Here is a 14,386-nt window from a genome sequence, read left to right as displayed (position 1 = left end):
CTTGACTAATTGAAAGATCAATTGAAAGTTTATATATTCTTTCTTTTAAAAATATTAAAAATGACTATAGAACAAACTCTAAAGGATAAAAATATAGAATTTCTTCATTTTACCTGGGTAGGATTAGACGGGTACATTAGATCAAAAAGTGCATACGTAGATAATGTAGATGAAATGATAAAATCTGGCATTGGGCTAACTAAGGCTATGATGAGTTTTACTCCTATGGATACTATTTCTCCTTACGGTTCTTTTGGACCTCAAGATGAAGACGTATTCCTTATTCCAGATATTTCATCCTTAACTATTATACCACCTTCTGCTTTAGTTTTAAGCTATTTATATGAGAAAAGTAAACCATGGATTTACGATCCTAAGAGTTTGCTGAAAAAAGTTTTAGATAAATTAGATGATGAAAATAAATTTAGAGTTTTATCTTCTTTTGAAATCGAATTTTATTTAACGAAAGATAAGAAGCCTTATGATGATGCCAGATGCTTTGATCCCGTAGCTTTCTATAATAATTCAATTATTTCTGATATTACAAAAAATCTAAATTTAAATGGAATAGACATTTTAAGAGTAATAAAAGAATATGGTCCAGGGCAATACGAGTTCGATATACTTCATAAAGATGCAATGAGAAGCGCAGATGAAGTAATAATATTTAAGCAAATAGCTAAATATGTTGCGTCAAAATACGGAGTCGAAGCTAATTTTATGCCAAAACCTTTTAACAATATAGCTGGTTCTGGTTTACATTTAAATTTAAGCTTATGGAAAGACGACAAAAATTTATTTTACGATCCCAATGATTCCTTGGGCTTAAGTGAATTAGCATATAACTTTATAGGAGGAATTCTAGAACATGCTAAAGCATTAACTGCTATATCTGCACCTACAGTTAATTCTTACAGAAGACTAGTTCCAGGATCGTGGGCTCCAACAAAAATCACTTATGGAGACAATAATAAGTCAGCTATGCTAAGAATTCCCACTTCATATTCTGGAACATATGGAAAAGACAAAAGGATAGAATATAGAGTTCCAGATCCTACAGTAAATCCATATCTTTTATTAGCATCAGTAATACAAGCAGGTTTAGACGGAATAGAACGTGGACTAAGACCAGGTAATCCAGTTAATGAGAACGCATATTTTAGAAAAGATATAGATGATCTACCAAGAAATTTAAGAGAATCAATAAATGAATTGAAAAGAGATACAAAATTAGTAGAAAGGATAGGCAAAGAAATTATAGACGAATTCATAAAAGTAAAGTTGGCTGAAGTTGAGATGTTTGAAAGTTATGTTACTGATTTAGAATACGATATTTATAAGAAAATGTAATTGGAGTTAAATATATGATTGACTCTCATGCCCACTGGTTTTATGCTAGAGTTATGACTGAAGAAGAATTTATGATGGCTACAGCAGAATCTTGGAAAACCAATGAAATGAAAAATGTAATAGAAATGAATTATTTTAGACCATTTTACTTTCTTCTAAGGAATGAGCTAAGGAAACTATTAGGAGAGAATTTTATTGAAGAACGAAATAAAAGAATAAAAGATGATAATATTGAATATACGAAATTCCTTCTAAAAGATGCAGGCGTGGAGAAGTTAGTTATAGACGAGGGATTTGGAAAAAAATCCGAAATACCTATTCCTTATGCATTACTATTTAGGATAGAAAGTATAATAAATGACGATCTTTTTTCTAAGAGCTTTGATAAAGCTATAGAAATCTTTGAAGAAACATTAATACAAAAAATTAAAAAAGAAAAATATGCAGGTTTCAAGAGTATTATAGCATATAGAACAGGTTTAAAAGTAGTATGTAGTGAAGAAAAGGCAAAGAAAGATTTTACCAACGCTGAAAAAGAATGGTACGGAAGAAAAGCCAAAGGATTTAGAGACTTTCTATTTTGCAAAACAATGGCAATAGCAAAAGAACTTAATGTGCCTTTTCAAGTTCATACTGGGGCAGGAGATAGGGATATAAAACTAGAGTTAAGCAAACCATCATACCTTACAAATTTAGTAAGAAAGTATGAAGGGAAAATAGTATTTGTCCATGCAGGATTTCCGTGGCATAGAGAAACTGCCTGGATGTCGTATTTATTTCCTTCAGTATATCTAGATGTTTCTGAAGTATTTCCTTTTGCTACTATCGCTGGATATGATGTTTTAAGGGAAGTTATGGAGGTAGCTCCATTTAATAAGATAATGTATGGTTCTGATGCTTTTGATGTTCCAGAAATAGCGTGGATCTCTGCAAAACTGTTCACAAAAGCTATTAATAAAGTCCTAAAAGAAATGATAGAATGGGATGTTATCAATGATAAAGACTATAATAAAATAAAACGTATGATATGTAATGATAATGCAGAAGAATTATATTTTTCAAAGTAACCTATTGATTTCCATATATCTCAGTATGTCATAGAAATTTATAGCTTTCTGTTTTATTTCTGGATAGAAATTGAATCTATCTAGTAAAATAGGTTTTATAAAAGCTCTACTAGCTCCTATATAGTCTACCTCATATACGTCTCCTATATGAAAAAGAATGTTAGACTGTCCCTTAGCATAGGCAAATATTTTTGGATTAGGCTTTACAATTCCCAGGTCGCATGATGCAACTATTTTATCTATATAGTTAGTCAAATTAAGTTCTCTTACAATTTTATGTACTTTAGAGCTTGAATTGGTTATAATAAATATTCTATATTTATTTTTTATTTTTTTCAAAAATTCTAAACTATCTTCATAGACAAAGTAATCATGAAACTTATCCCCTTGAGAAAGATATTTTATTAACTTTTTGCATGGATGTACTCCTAGTTCATATAATAAGGTATAAAGATTCAGTGTAGGTAATCCTTCAGAATTAGCAAAGTTTATCTTTCCATGAATTTTTGCTATTGCTCTAAATAACTGTCTTTCAGTTATTTTATATCCAAAGTCTTTAAAGATACCTAGCATGTATTCATATGGTCTAGGTCTATATCCTACTATAGTCTCCGTTAAATCTAATGAAATTGCTATTGGCATGTCTATATATAAATGATGGATTAAAATAAATATTACGTAAATATACTATATATAGCTATATAGTTAGTATATTTTATATTTTAAAAGAAAGATAGATTTATATACTTAAAAAATATTATAATGAAATAAATTTAAATATAAAAATTATTTATTGTTGAACGTTTGATTTTTCTTCAACTAATGGCTCTTGGGATACTTCTTCTAAACTCTTTAATTTAGGTTCTCTTATAAATGCTATAGTTAATATTGCTCCTATAATACTTAATACTGCTAACATTTCTAAAATTCCTTTGAGTCCTATTGATGCTTCTAAAGATGGGAATAAATATGTTGAAATAACTGCACCTACTTTACCCATAGCTGCAGATATTCCATCTCCTGTAGTTCTGTAAGATGTTGGATAAACTTCTGCAGGAATTACAAATGTTGTAGTATTGGGTCCAAAGTCGATGAAGAAGAATGATAATGCGTATAGACCAAATGCTAAGTCTACTGGGATTATAAATCCAGTTACTTTTACACCAGATGTAAGCATTACTAATGATACTATTCCATATATTGCTGCCATTACAACGAATCCTTGAGCTTGTATCCACTTTCTACCTAATTTATCCATTAATGCTACAGCTGTGAAGTATCCAAAGAACCCAACCATATATGGTATTCCAGCTTCTACGATTTCTAAGCCTATACTGCTTGGTTTTCCTAAAATTGACGTTACTATAGGTCCTGAATATACTCCAGTTCCGTAGTATGCCATATCTAACATAAACCAAGTTCCTGCAGTACCTACTAATAATAATCCATACTTAGCAAAGAATTCTCCTAAGCCAATTTTCTTTTCTACTACTTTATTACTAGTATCTATTTTAGTACCTAAGAAGCTTGCGCTTTTTTCTGCTTCTTTTAAGTCTCCTTTTACTAATGCTGAATATCTAGGAGTTTCTGGAACTTTTCTTCTTAGGTAAATAACTGTAGCAGCCGGTATAGCTCCAACACCAGCCATAACTCTCCACGCGATATCAGGTGGCAAAGAAAATGCAGATATAGCTCCTACTGCTACTGCTGCTAAGCTACCTATACCTTGATTAGCAAAGACTAATGCGATTAACTTTCCTCTGTCTTTTGTATTTGCATATTCGCTCATTATTGTTGCGGATATTGGATAATCTCCTCCTATACCTAAGCCCATAATCATCCTAAAAATTATTAACCATATCAGACTAGGGGACAATGCTGATAAGAAAGCTCCAGCGGTCATTAAGCTTGCTTCAGTTCCATATACTGTTTTTCTTCCTATTTTGTCACCTAAGAAGCCAAAGACTAACTGACCTAATATTGCTGTTATAAATGAAGAAGATGCTAGTAATCCTTCTAATGCTTTTCCAGATGCTGTAGCTAAGTCAAATCCAGGTAGTTTATTCGCTGTAAATATATCTAAAATGAATCCTATAATTAACAAATCATATGCATCAGTGAAAAAACCCATACCTGAGGTATACCATACTTTTATATGATTGAAACTTAACTTTAGATCGTCAAGATTCTTAAACGGCGTATTCATATTTCTTCTTTCATGTATCCATTCGAGAGTTATATTATATAGTTTATCTTTATATAAGACTCGAACTATATATAACTATATAAATTCTATAGATATAATATAGCTTAAACAATTAGCTTTTCTTCTTTACACTAATAAAATCATAAACAAAAAATTAGATGATTAAAACAGCTAATTACGAGTTTTCATTCATAAGTCCTATTTCATAAGCATTTTTATTGAAAATTACTATTATTTGCATCATTATTATAGATTTAGTGCAGAGATTTTGATAAAACAATAATATTAATACAGTTATTATAGTAACTTTATCATTTCTTATGAATATGTTATAGTATCACTTTCCGTTATAAGAAAAAAATGATTTATTTTCAACCTTGGGCTACACATTGCTCTATTATTTTCGCATCCTCTTCTGGTATAGGTCTTTTCAAATTAGCAGGAGCATTTCTTAAATATTTTGCTATTTGTGCTTTGTCTTCTATGAAATTTATTTTATCTAATATAGTTTTAAAATCGCAAACTCCTGAGACTAACATTTGTAATTTAACTCTGTAAGGATATATTCCTTTATTTCTTACTTTTTCTTCAGGAAATACAGGTGTTTCATCAAAATACCAGTCACTAATAACTCTAGCTATTCCTACTACCTTTCCTCCATAAATTTTAGCATAGTATTTGCTAACATAAATGATTAAGAAGTCTCCCTTTTGTATATACTGGTCTAATTTACTTTTATATCCATAAACTCCTTCATCCCTTATTGTGTCCCACATATCCTCTTGAATTGGTATTAACCAGTAGGTCACGGTATGCTATATAGTTTTGATCTCTTATAAATGTTACCATTAATATTCATATATAAGTGTTCGCTAAAGTAATGTTAATGAAACTTCGTTCACATTATATTTTTTCTACCGGGCTCCTAGCATTATTTAATTCTATGATAATCCATGAATTTTATATAAATTTATTCATATCTAGCATAATTTCAGTGATTAGTAATAGTTTAATTGATAGAATTGGACATGAAATAAAAGGACCATACATAGCCAGATCTCCTAGAACTCACACCATTCCAAGAAGTATAATTTGGGGAATAATTCCTTCTATCATACTAATTGTTATTTCCGAAATTCTTGTTACGATAATATTTGAGACTGACTACTCATTCGAAACGTATTTCGTTTGTATTTTTTTAGATGGAATAATAGTAGGCCCTTCTCATATGCTTCTTGATGTCTTCACTGAAAAAGGAATTTATGTGAAGAAAAACAACCATTGGAATAGATTTGCTATAGCTCATTTCAAGTATAATAACCCTATAATTAATGGAATTGCTATATTATGTGGAATAATAATGTTGTATTACTCCTTCTTATTGAGTAGTATATCAAGTTTATAAGTTGATGTAAGCTTCGAGCTGAAGTATTATATTTTCGATTTAGCAATAATGTAGATAATACTATATATTTGAAATTATATTATATTTTATATAGAATAAATATGGAAATGTTAACTCATTTAAGATTATTACTTCATTTTTATATTCTTTATATTTATATAGTGCTATCTTTAGATGAAGCTAATAAGCTAGAATAATTAATTTATTTTATGTCTGCACAAATAGAGTTCGTATTTAGAGAAACAGTAAGAATATATGATACTGATGCTCAAGGTATAGCACATTACGCATCATATTATAGATTTTTTACTAATGCCATAGAGAAACTGATGACAGAAAAATTAGGCATAAACTATCCTATTAGTGATAATTTTTGGTTTGTAATAGTTGAATCTCATGCAGTATATAAAAAACCGTTAAAATTAGGAGATGAAATAGATGTGGTTCTCTCACCAAAGGTCTTATCAAAGAAGGTTATTAGATTTGATATATCGATAATAAGAAAAGGTGAAAAAACTACCGAAGGATATGTAATTCAAGCTTCTATTGATCCTAAGACGTGGAAAGCTATAGAACTTCCAGACGATATCTTAAATAAGATTATTTCTTTATAGTCTAGAAAACTTTACATAATGTTTATATTTCAGATAATTACTTCCATAGTAAAATCCAATCTCTCCTACCTTTATATTACCCTTTTTTATGATATATGTTAGCTTATTAAGGCCATTCTCTAAGGACAATGACGGTCCTATTATTTGTAGTTCTTCTTCTTTTGCTTTTTTATAAATAATATCTAATACTTGGAAGAATTCTTCTTTAGTGTAATCAAATTCGGCGGAATTATCTAATAATTCTTCTATAGATTTAGAGGAGATTTCTTCAAACATAGTTGAGTATACTAATTTATTAAAAATAAATTTAGCTTTAAAAGTCAAAATCAACTTATAATGTTTTGTTATCGTATATCCAATATTTACTACTAAAAAATTTGAATATGTTTTAAGAAATTATTTTCCTATTTACCATAGATATAAAACTTGTATGCAGTAAGTTATTTTAGAAATAAAAGTAACATTCACTTATGGAAGTAGGAGAATACATTTTAACATTTATAAAAAAATATGCAGATAAAGTTTTTATTGTATCTGGTACAGATTACCCAGCTTTTATTAGGGCTCAAAACAAGTTAAAAGAACCAGAATTTGTTATAGTTCCCCATGAGATCACTGCAGCTAGTGTTGCTATTGGGTATTCTTTGTCTGGTAAGCTAGGAGTTTTAATGGTTCACACAGTACCTGGAACTTTAAACTCTCTAGGTATAATTGCTGATGCGTATACATCTAGAATTCCTTTATTAATTATAGCTGGTAAGTCTCCTTATACTTCTAAGGGTAGTACTGCAAGTAGAGATTTACGAATACATTGGACTCAAGACGCTGATCAAGAAGAATTAGTAAGAAGATACGTAAAATTCGCTTATGAAGTTAGAGATCCTTCTCAGATACCTTATGTTCTTTCTAGAGCTGTTCAAATAGCATTAAGCGAACCTCAAGGTCCAGTATATATTGCTATTCCGAGAGAAATAAGTATTTCAAATGTAGAATCTAAGGAAATTAGAATGTCTTATTATTATCCTGGAACACCAGAGAATATTATTGAAAAAGCTAAAGAAATGATAGAAAAATCCTCTTATCCAGTAATTGTAACGTGGAGAAGTGGAAGAAAAGAATCTTGGTTTGAAGCTATAAAAGATTTCGCTGATAAATATAATATACCTGTAGTAAATTATATCGGTGAAAGAGTTAATTATCCATCATCAGGGAAAATGGCGGTCGATAATTACGACTTAAGGAATGCTGATCTTATTATCGAAGTGGAAACTGAAGTTCCATGGATTCCCAAGAAGGAAAATATAGATGCAAAGATAATTAGAATTGATTCAGATCCTTCATATTCTTATATACCATATTATGATTTTGAATGTGACTTATGTGTGCAAACGTCTGTAGACGATTTCTTCAATAGGCTTAAGCTATCGAACAAAAAGTATGATGAAAATTTTTTAGATAAAATATTACATGAGAAAGAAGAGAAAATAAAATCTATTGAAAAATTATCTGATAGAGATAGTATAGATAAAAACTATGCGTCTTATGTAGTAAGTAGACTTGGATTTCCCATTTTTAATGAATACGATTTAAATCCCAAATATGGAATTTTTAATGAATTTAATTCCTATTTTGGAGATCCGGCTATAGGGCATTTAGGATGGGCTTTAGGCGCTAGTGTAGGTTATAAAATTGCTACTGGTAAAGATGTGATTTCTGTAGTTGGTGATGGATCTTTTATTTTCGGAGTACCTTCAGCTTTTTATTATATAGTGAAGAAATACCCTATACTTACTGTAATTTTTGATAATAAAGGTTGGAATGCAGTTAGGAAAGCTGTTAGAGAAGTTTATCCTGATATTGATTTGAAGGAATATCCTGGAGCCGATTTTGATATAGAGAAAATTCCTTCATCTATAGAATCTATAGGAGGTTATTACGAATATGCAGAAAGGCCTGATGAATTGTTAGAATCACTCAAAAAAGGCGTAGAAAAAATTAGATTAGGTAAACCTGTAATTGTCCATGCTAAAATAATTTGATTTTTTTAAGATTATGTATATACATTTATTTATATCTATATAGTTAAAATAGACTATTAAGAAAAAAGCTTTAACCCCTATTTACGCCTTATAAATTATGATAACTATTTTGATAGTTAGACATGGCGATGCAGAACCTAAAATTGATGGAAAAGAGGATAAAGATAGAAAACTTGTAAAAAAAGGAATAAAACAAATGAAACGAATTGCAAATTTTATAGATGAAATGGAATATAATATAGATAGAATTATAACCAGTCCTTATATTAGAGCATACCAATCAGCAGAAGCTATATTAGATGAATTAGGAATAGACGATAAGAAAATTGAAACAATGGATGAACTTTCACCAGACAAAGATCCAAGTTCATTTATTGAAAAAATGAAAGAATTTGCAGATAATTCTACTATTATGATTGTTGGACATGAACCATATTTATCTAACTATATAAAATTGATAACTGGAGGTGAAGTGGAAATTAAAAAAGGAGGAATAGCAGTAGTAGAATATAGCTTGGCAGATAATAAAGGAGAATTAAAAATGCTTCTTACGCAAAAGGTATTAAAGCTGATATGAATGTATCATGCAGTAATAGATGCTGGATATAATTCTTTTAGAATTGTAATTTATGAAGTATTTTCTAATGGAACCTTTAGGACTATTGGTTCTTTGAAGTATTTTGTAAGAATTGGACAAGGATTAGAAGAAGGAAAATTTATATCAGAAGATAGAATAGAAGAAGCAGAAATAGCGTTAAAGAATTTCAAGAAAATTTTAGATTCAAATAAAAAAATAGAAGACGTTAAAATTGTAGCTACAAGTGCTTTTAGATATGCATCTAACGGTGAAGAAGCCTCAAAAAGATTAAGCAAGGTTATAGGAAAAGAAATAAGAATTGTATCAGGAGAGGAAGAAGGGAGGTATTCAGCAATAGGAATGTTAAACACTTTGCCTATTTCAAGTGGAATTTTGTTTGAGCTAGGTGGAGGATCACTAGAAATAATAGAAGTAAATTCAGGAAATATAAGTAAAGTATATCAATTACCTTTAGGAGCTCTTAAATTGTCAAAATCTTCAGAAAAAGAAATCAGAAAAAAAGTAGATGATAATCTTTCTACTACTAATCTAAAAAATACAAAAATATTAGTTGGATCTGGAGGAAACGTTAGAGCATTGGCTAAACTTGATGAAAAACTATCTTCTTTTAATTCTCGTTCTATTCATGGTTACTTTTTACCATCAAAACAGATTAACAAATACGCTACAGTACTTCAGACATTAGATTTAGAAGACAGATCATCCCTGCCAGGAATAAGTAAAGATAGAGCGTTAACTATCCATTCTGCTGCAATTATTTTGGATGAGTTAGCTAAATACTTTGGTGTAGAAAATATTCTGGTTTCATCATTTGGAATGAGAGAAGGAGTTTTAACAGAAGGTAAAAAACTTGACAGAAATTCATGGTTAGAGGGTATAGCATTATCTCATTGTGTTGATCCTCCACATGCTATAATGGAAGATATATTAAGTCAGATAGACGGAAAATATTCATTTTATATAGCATCTGCGACATATTTGGCATCAGTATTTAAGATGGCCGGATACTTAAACCCTTATGATATTTGCTATAGATTTACTAAGAATGCTGTAATGCCAGGATTTACTTTAAACGAAGCAATTTTAATTGGTTTATTATGTAAATCAGTTAATTCTAAGGTTAAAAAGAGATATATAAAAGCAATAAATGAAGATATTAGTAAAAAAGAGATTTATAATTTTGGTAAAATAATTAAGAATGCTGTAAATAAATACATAGCAGGCGTCAGAATATGAAAGGATTATTAATTGCTTTTGAAGGCATTGATGGCTCAGGTAAGTCAAGCCAAGCTAAACTACTTAAAGATTGGATTGAAATGAGAAAAGATGTTTATCTTACCGAGTGGAATTCATCAGAATGGATTCATGACATAATAAAAGAGGCTAAAAAGAAGAATTTGTTAACTCCTTTAACTTTCAGTCTAATTCATGCTACAGATTTCTCAGATAGGTATGAGAAATATATACTTCCTATGATAAAATCTGGCTTTGTAGTAATTTCCGATAGATATATTTATACAGCTTATGCTAGAGATAGCGTAAGAGGAGTTAACATAGATTGGGTAAAGAAATTATATTCATTTGCAATAAAGCCAGATTTTACGTTTTATATTAGAGTATCTCCAGAAATTGCGCTAGAAAGAATAAAGAAATCCAAAAGAGGAATAAAGCCTCAAGAAGCTGGATATGACATTTTTCCTAATTTAACTCCAGAAGAAGGTTTTCTAAAATATCAAAGTCTTGTGGTAGAGGTTTATGATAAAATTTCTAAAGAGAATAATTTTATTGAAATAGATGGAAATAAAACACCAAGGGAAATACAAATGGAAATAAGAAAAATTTTAGGTGAGTATATTTGATAATAGCTTTTGAAGGAATAGAAGGATCAGGTAGAACAGCACATCTAGAAGCAGTAAGGAAATATTTAGAAAAAGAAGGTTATGGAGTAATAACTTTTGGAATACAAATGTCTAAATTAATGGGAGAAAGAATATCACAAGTTAAGAAGAATATAGTATTTGAAAGAAGAACATTGTTTTTAGCCTATGTTACAGATTTAGCAGACCAGATGGAAAATTACGTTAAACCTTCTATAGATTCTGGATTTATAGCATTAGCTGATGGTTATGTCTTAACTTTAATGTCGTGGGGACTAGCTAGAGGATTAGAAGAAAATTGGATGAAAGACGTGTTATCAGTATTTTCAGAACCAGTAACATACTTTTCCTTAGTATCTAAGCCAGAAGAAATAATGAAAAGAATTATTAAGAAAAAAGGATATTTAGACCCTTTAAGCGCAGGGATAGATATCTGTGTTAAGGAAGATATTTTCAGCGCTTATGAAGATTATATAAACAAATTCCAACATGCCTTAATTTCTTTATCAAATCAAGAAAATATAGTAAATACTGATAGAAATTTTGATGAAGTTAATAAGGAAATAGTGAGTAAAATTGAGAATATTACGTCCTGAATATTACGCCAATAATAATTTACACAAAGCATTAAAAATTAATGGCACAAGTAAAAATGAAATTCATGACATGAGAGTTTATATAAGGAAATACTTTGATGTACTATATTCCATTTATCCTATTTACTATAATCCAGATTGTTTACTTTTAACTAAGGATATACTACATACTTTAGGTAAAATAAGGGACGCAGATATCTGCTCAATTAATTTAAAAAATAGGGATTTAATTGCATTAAGAGTAATAAAAAAAGCAAAAAAGCTAAGTAATTGTGTAATACGAAAAGTTTATGGTAGTAGACTCCTAGTTTATGATAGAATAGTTAAAATATATTTATCCATACCTAAAATGGAAGATTTTCATGAGTTAAGAAAAAACGTAAGAATGGCTAGAGATTTGATTGAATCCCTTGGTTATGACTCAAAAGAAATAAAGGCATTAGCTAAAAAAATGGGGGATTTAAGAGATCAAATATTAAGATCTGAATGTAATGGTCTGACATCACCTGAAGTTAATATTTCTATATATTCTGAAGAAGCTAGAAAAGCTATTTTAAAAGTTATAATTGCTCAAGACGAGTTTCACCATTTTAAGAATACAAATCAAAAAAGTCTATAACTTGATATTAAAATATTATATTTTTATTTTTCCAAAAAGCTCTACGTATTATTGTTTTTCGTTCATTTTAATTATTTTTACGGTTTTTTCGTTTTCATCATATACTATTTTTACGAACTCTCCTTCATTTATCTGGAATTTTCTTCTTATCTCAACCGGTATTGTAACCTGGAAGTTCTTAGATACTTTTACCACTGACACTTTACACTACACCATGTAATATTAGTTTTCAGCCTTTAAAAATTTTTATTCCATACTCAGACATTAAAAGGAAACTACTTTTATTTTTAAATGAATTAGTTATCCAAATAATTAATTAGGTAGGAAAAAATTCAAGAAATCAAATTGTTCTGCATATCTTTTCCTAAATCTATTGAACGTTTATATGAAGCTTCTATAGTTTTAATTATTCCAGCCTTTATTCCTTCAGACTCCATTACAAGCAATCCTTTTATTGTAGTACCAGCTGGAGTGGTTACATTATCTCTTAAATCTAAGGGATGAGAATTAGACTTCGAAAGCATATCTGAAGTACTCTTAATCATGTCTAAAACAGTATTATACGCTAATTCTCTAGGCATTCCACAATTTACTGCACCTAAAACAAAAGCATCTACTAATTCTGCGACAAAAGCTGGTCCACTACCTATTAATGCAGTCCAAACATCTAATAGATCTTCTTGAATCCAATATGTAGAACCAATACTTTTGAATATTTTATCTACACTCTCATTTCTTCCTTCCGCTATAGCTGTAGTAGATTTACCTATCAACGCATTAATGTTAGGCATAGCTCTGTATATTTCTCTAGCTTCTATTAATTTTTTGATAGTAGAGATTTTTATTCCAGCCATTACTGATATTACAGTTTTTTCTTTCCAACTTTCTGGATCTATTGTTTTTATGAGAGACATAAAATGCTGGGGTTTGACTGAAATAATTATGTAATCAGCATTTCTTACTGCATAATTGTTATCAGATGTAGCTTCTACTCCTAAGTTCTTAATTTTATTTAAAGTTGCTTCGCTTCTTCCAGTACCAATTAAATATTCTGCAATATCATTCTCTTTTAACCCCTTTAAGATTGCATATCCAATCTTCCCTGAACCTAGTATTGCTATTCTCATGAAAAGAAATTATATTCACTAAAATTAAAGTTTACAACAGTCTCTTAAATAAGATACTGGAAACAGCTCCTAAAGGTTAAATTACCAATCGCAAAAGAAAATAAGTATGGAAATTTATGTAGGAACATCTGGTTGGATGTATAATTGGAATCCTAAGAGAAGTTTGAGCTGGTATGTAGAAAATTCAGGTTTCAATGCAGTTGAACTAAATGCCAGTTTTTACAGATTTCCTACATATAAGCAAGTTTCATCTTGGAAAAAATATAATATAAAATGGGCTGTAAAAGTTAATAGAATAATCACCCATATAAAGAGATTAACTGATATCGAAATTTGGAATAAATTTGAATCAATAGTAAAAGATCTTAATCCTGATTTTTATTTATTTCAAATGCCCCCATCTTTCAAATTTAACGATGATAATCTTGATAAAGTCAAAAAATTCGAAAAAATTGTAGGAGAGAAAATGGCAATAGAATTTAGAGATCCTAAATGGTATCAAACTGATCTAGATTTGAAAATTACAGTAGTTTCAATTGATTCTCCTATAGGAGTTTATATAATTAATACTTCAGGAACAGTATACTTACGAATGCATGGTAGAGATAATTGGTATTTCTATGAATATAATGATAATGAATTAAAAGATGATATTAGTAAAATTCTTGAATTAAATCCAAAGAAGATTTACATTTTTTTCAATAATGACTTGTGGATGCTAGAAAATGGAAAAAGAATGCTAGAACTATTCAATGATAATAAATAATAAGAGTGTGATCAAATCAAAAATAAAGTTAATTACTTAAGCATTATATTTAGAATTAAAACTAAAACCTCGAAAGACATCATAGTTAAACAACTTGTTATAATATGAAAGGAGAAATAAAA

17 protein-coding genes are annotated in these 14,386 nt (G+C 29.4%); 11 read left to right on the top strand and 6 right to left on the bottom strand.

The features are described from left to right. Window positions 1-60 precede the first annotated feature (60 nt). Together B6F84_RS06010 and B6F84_RS06005 are read left to right on the top strand one after the other, a co-directional pair. Entirely contained in the window at window positions 61-1,350 is a 1,290-nt protein-coding gene (locus B6F84_RS06010) for a glutamine synthetase family protein (RefSeq protein WP_148691409.1), read from the top strand. Between the two features lie 14 nt (window positions 1,351-1,364). Next, entirely contained in the window at window positions 1,365-2,417 is a 1,053-nt protein-coding gene (locus B6F84_RS06005; protein ID WP_148691408.1) for an amidohydrolase family protein, read from the top strand. Here the strand turns inward: B6F84_RS06005 and B6F84_RS06000 are convergent. From B6F84_RS06000 to B6F84_RS05990, 3 genes are all read right to left on the bottom strand, one after another. Continuing rightward, complete coding sequence (locus B6F84_RS06000; RefSeq protein WP_148691407.1) at window positions 2,409-3,059, bottom strand: HAD family hydrolase; 651 nt, start codon at window positions 3,057-3,059, stop codon at window positions 2,409-2,411. The genes B6F84_RS06005 and B6F84_RS06000 overlap by 9 nt on opposite strands. Before the next feature lie 148 nt (window positions 3,060-3,207). Continuing rightward, complete coding sequence (locus tag B6F84_RS05995) at window positions 3,208-4,623, bottom strand: MFS transporter (RefSeq protein ID WP_148691406.1); 1,416 nt, start codon at window positions 4,621-4,623, stop codon at window positions 3,208-3,210. Window positions 4,624-4,994: 371 nt separating this feature from the next. After that, a complete protein-coding gene (locus B6F84_RS05990; protein WP_148691405.1) occupies window positions 4,995-5,432 on the bottom strand; it encodes an EVE domain-containing protein in 438 nt (145 codons plus the stop codon). Between the two features lie 77 nt (window positions 5,433-5,509). Here B6F84_RS05990 and B6F84_RS05985 point away from each other — a divergent pair, with 77 nt between their 5' ends. Beyond that, complete coding sequence (locus B6F84_RS05985; RefSeq protein WP_148691404.1) at window positions 5,510-6,028, top strand: DUF1286 domain-containing protein; 519 nt, start codon at window positions 5,510-5,512, stop codon at window positions 6,026-6,028. Between the two features lie 209 nt (window positions 6,029-6,237). After that, window positions 6,238-6,642 carry an acyl-CoA thioesterase gene (locus B6F84_RS05980; RefSeq protein ID WP_148691403.1) on the top strand — a complete coding sequence of 135 codons (405 nt, stop codon included), beginning with the start codon at window positions 6,238-6,240 and terminating at the stop codon, window positions 6,640-6,642. Here B6F84_RS05980 and B6F84_RS05975 read toward each other — a convergent pair. After that, window positions 6,637-6,918, bottom strand: a complete 282-nt coding sequence (locus tag B6F84_RS05975; RefSeq protein WP_148691402.1) for a hypothetical protein — start codon at window positions 6,916-6,918, stop codon at window positions 6,637-6,639. The genes B6F84_RS05980 and B6F84_RS05975 overlap by 6 nt on opposite strands. A 194-nt stretch (window positions 6,919-7,112) precedes the next feature. Here B6F84_RS05975 and B6F84_RS05970 point away from each other — a divergent pair, with 194 nt between their 5' ends. The 6 genes from B6F84_RS05970 (at window position 7,113) to B6F84_RS05945 (ending at window position 12,371) form a co-directional block, all read left to right on the top strand. Then, entirely contained in the window at window positions 7,113-8,681 is a 1,569-nt protein-coding gene (locus B6F84_RS05970; protein WP_148691401.1) for a thiamine pyrophosphate-requiring protein, read from the top strand. Window positions 8,682-8,778: 97 nt separating this feature from the next. Beyond that, window positions 8,779-9,258 carry a phosphohistidine phosphatase SixA gene (gene sixA / locus B6F84_RS05965; RefSeq protein WP_148691400.1) on the top strand — a complete coding sequence of 160 codons (480 nt, stop codon included), beginning with the start codon at window positions 8,779-8,781 and terminating at the stop codon, window positions 9,256-9,258. Beyond that, window positions 9,259-10,515, top strand: a complete 1,257-nt coding sequence (locus B6F84_RS05960; RefSeq protein WP_148691399.1) for a Ppx/GppA phosphatase family protein — start codon at window positions 9,259-9,261, stop codon at window positions 10,513-10,515. Continuing rightward, window positions 10,512-11,138 carry a dTMP kinase gene (gene tmk / locus B6F84_RS05955; protein WP_148691398.1) on the top strand — a complete coding sequence of 209 codons (627 nt, stop codon included), beginning with the start codon at window positions 10,512-10,514 and terminating at the stop codon, window positions 11,136-11,138. The genes B6F84_RS05960 and tmk overlap by 4 nt, the downstream gene beginning before the upstream one ends. Beyond that, window positions 11,135-11,752, top strand: coding sequence for a dTMP kinase (locus B6F84_RS05950; RefSeq protein WP_148691397.1), 618 nt, complete (start codon window positions 11,135-11,137; stop codon window positions 11,750-11,752). Before tmk ends, B6F84_RS05950 begins: the two co-directional genes overlap by 4 nt. Continuing rightward, window positions 11,733-12,371 (top strand): CHAD domain-containing protein, encoded by a 639-nt coding sequence (locus tag B6F84_RS05945; RefSeq protein WP_148691396.1) that lies wholly within the window; start codon window positions 11,733-11,735, stop codon window positions 12,369-12,371. Before B6F84_RS05950 ends, B6F84_RS05945 begins: the two co-directional genes overlap by 20 nt. 48 nt (window positions 12,372-12,419) lie before the next feature. On the opposite strand, the gene B6F84_RS05940 is transcribed toward B6F84_RS05945, so the two are convergent. After that, window positions 12,420-12,572 carry an AbrB/MazE/SpoVT family DNA-binding domain-containing protein gene (locus B6F84_RS05940; RefSeq protein WP_148691395.1) on the bottom strand — a complete coding sequence of 51 codons (153 nt, stop codon included), beginning with the start codon at window positions 12,570-12,572 and terminating at the stop codon, window positions 12,420-12,422. A gap of 131 nt (window positions 12,573-12,703) precedes the next feature. Continuing rightward, on the bottom strand, window positions 12,704-13,498 hold the full coding sequence (proC, locus tag B6F84_RS05935; protein WP_148691394.1) for a pyrroline-5-carboxylate reductase: 795 nt from the start codon (window positions 13,496-13,498) through the stop codon (window positions 12,704-12,706). Between the two features lie 106 nt (window positions 13,499-13,604). Between proC and B6F84_RS05930 the strand changes: the two genes are divergently transcribed. Next, window positions 13,605-14,264, top strand: coding sequence for a DUF72 domain-containing protein (locus tag B6F84_RS05930; protein ID WP_148691393.1), 660 nt, complete (start codon window positions 13,605-13,607; stop codon window positions 14,262-14,264). Window positions 14,265-14,386: the final 122 nt, after the last annotated feature.

Source organism: Acidianus manzaensis, assembly GCF_002116695.1.
Classification (GTDB): domain Archaea; phylum Thermoproteota; class Thermoprotei_A; order Sulfolobales; family Sulfolobaceae; genus Acidianus; species Acidianus manzaensis.
This window is presented reverse-complemented; position numbering and strand designations above follow the sequence as displayed.

What these genes read in the sequence shown, in the direction of transcription:
- B6F84_RS06010 (WP_148691409.1), top strand. Translation starts at nt 61, where the DNA reads ATGACTATAGAACAAACTCTAAAGGATAAAAATATAGAATTTCTTCAT.
- B6F84_RS06005 (WP_148691408.1), top strand. Translation starts at nt 1,365, where the DNA reads ATGATTGACTCTCATGCCCACTGGTTTTATGCTAGAGTTATGACTGAA.
- B6F84_RS06000 (WP_148691407.1), bottom strand. Translation starts at nt 3,059, where the DNA reads ATGCCAATAGCAATTTCATTAGATTTAACGGAGACTATAGTAGGATAT.
- B6F84_RS05995 (WP_148691406.1), bottom strand. Translation starts at nt 4,623, where the DNA reads ATGAATACGCCGTTTAAGAATCTTGACGATCTAAAGTTAAGTTTCAAT.
- B6F84_RS05985 (WP_148691404.1), top strand. Translation starts at nt 5,510, where the DNA reads ATGAAACTTCGTTCACATTATATTTTTTCTACCGGGCTCCTAGCATTA.
- B6F84_RS05980 (WP_148691403.1), top strand. Translation starts at nt 6,238, where the DNA reads ATGTCTGCACAAATAGAGTTCGTATTTAGAGAAACAGTAAGAATATAT.
- B6F84_RS05975 (WP_148691402.1), bottom strand. Translation starts at nt 6,918, where the DNA reads ATGTTTGAAGAAATCTCCTCTAAATCTATAGAAGAATTATTAGATAAT.
- B6F84_RS05970 (WP_148691401.1), top strand. Translation starts at nt 7,113, where the DNA reads ATGGAAGTAGGAGAATACATTTTAACATTTATAAAAAAATATGCAGAT.
- sixA (WP_148691400.1), top strand. Translation starts at nt 8,779, where the DNA reads ATGATAACTATTTTGATAGTTAGACATGGCGATGCAGAACCTAAAATT.
- B6F84_RS05960 (WP_148691399.1), top strand. Translation starts at nt 9,259, where the DNA reads ATGTATCATGCAGTAATAGATGCTGGATATAATTCTTTTAGAATTGTA.
- tmk (WP_148691398.1), top strand. Translation starts at nt 10,512, where the DNA reads ATGAAAGGATTATTAATTGCTTTTGAAGGCATTGATGGCTCAGGTAAG.
- proC (WP_148691394.1), bottom strand. Translation starts at nt 13,498, where the DNA reads ATGAGAATAGCAATACTAGGTTCAGGGAAGATTGGATATGCAATCTTA.
- B6F84_RS05930 (WP_148691393.1), top strand. Translation starts at nt 13,605, where the DNA reads ATGGAAATTTATGTAGGAACATCTGGTTGGATGTATAATTGGAATCCT.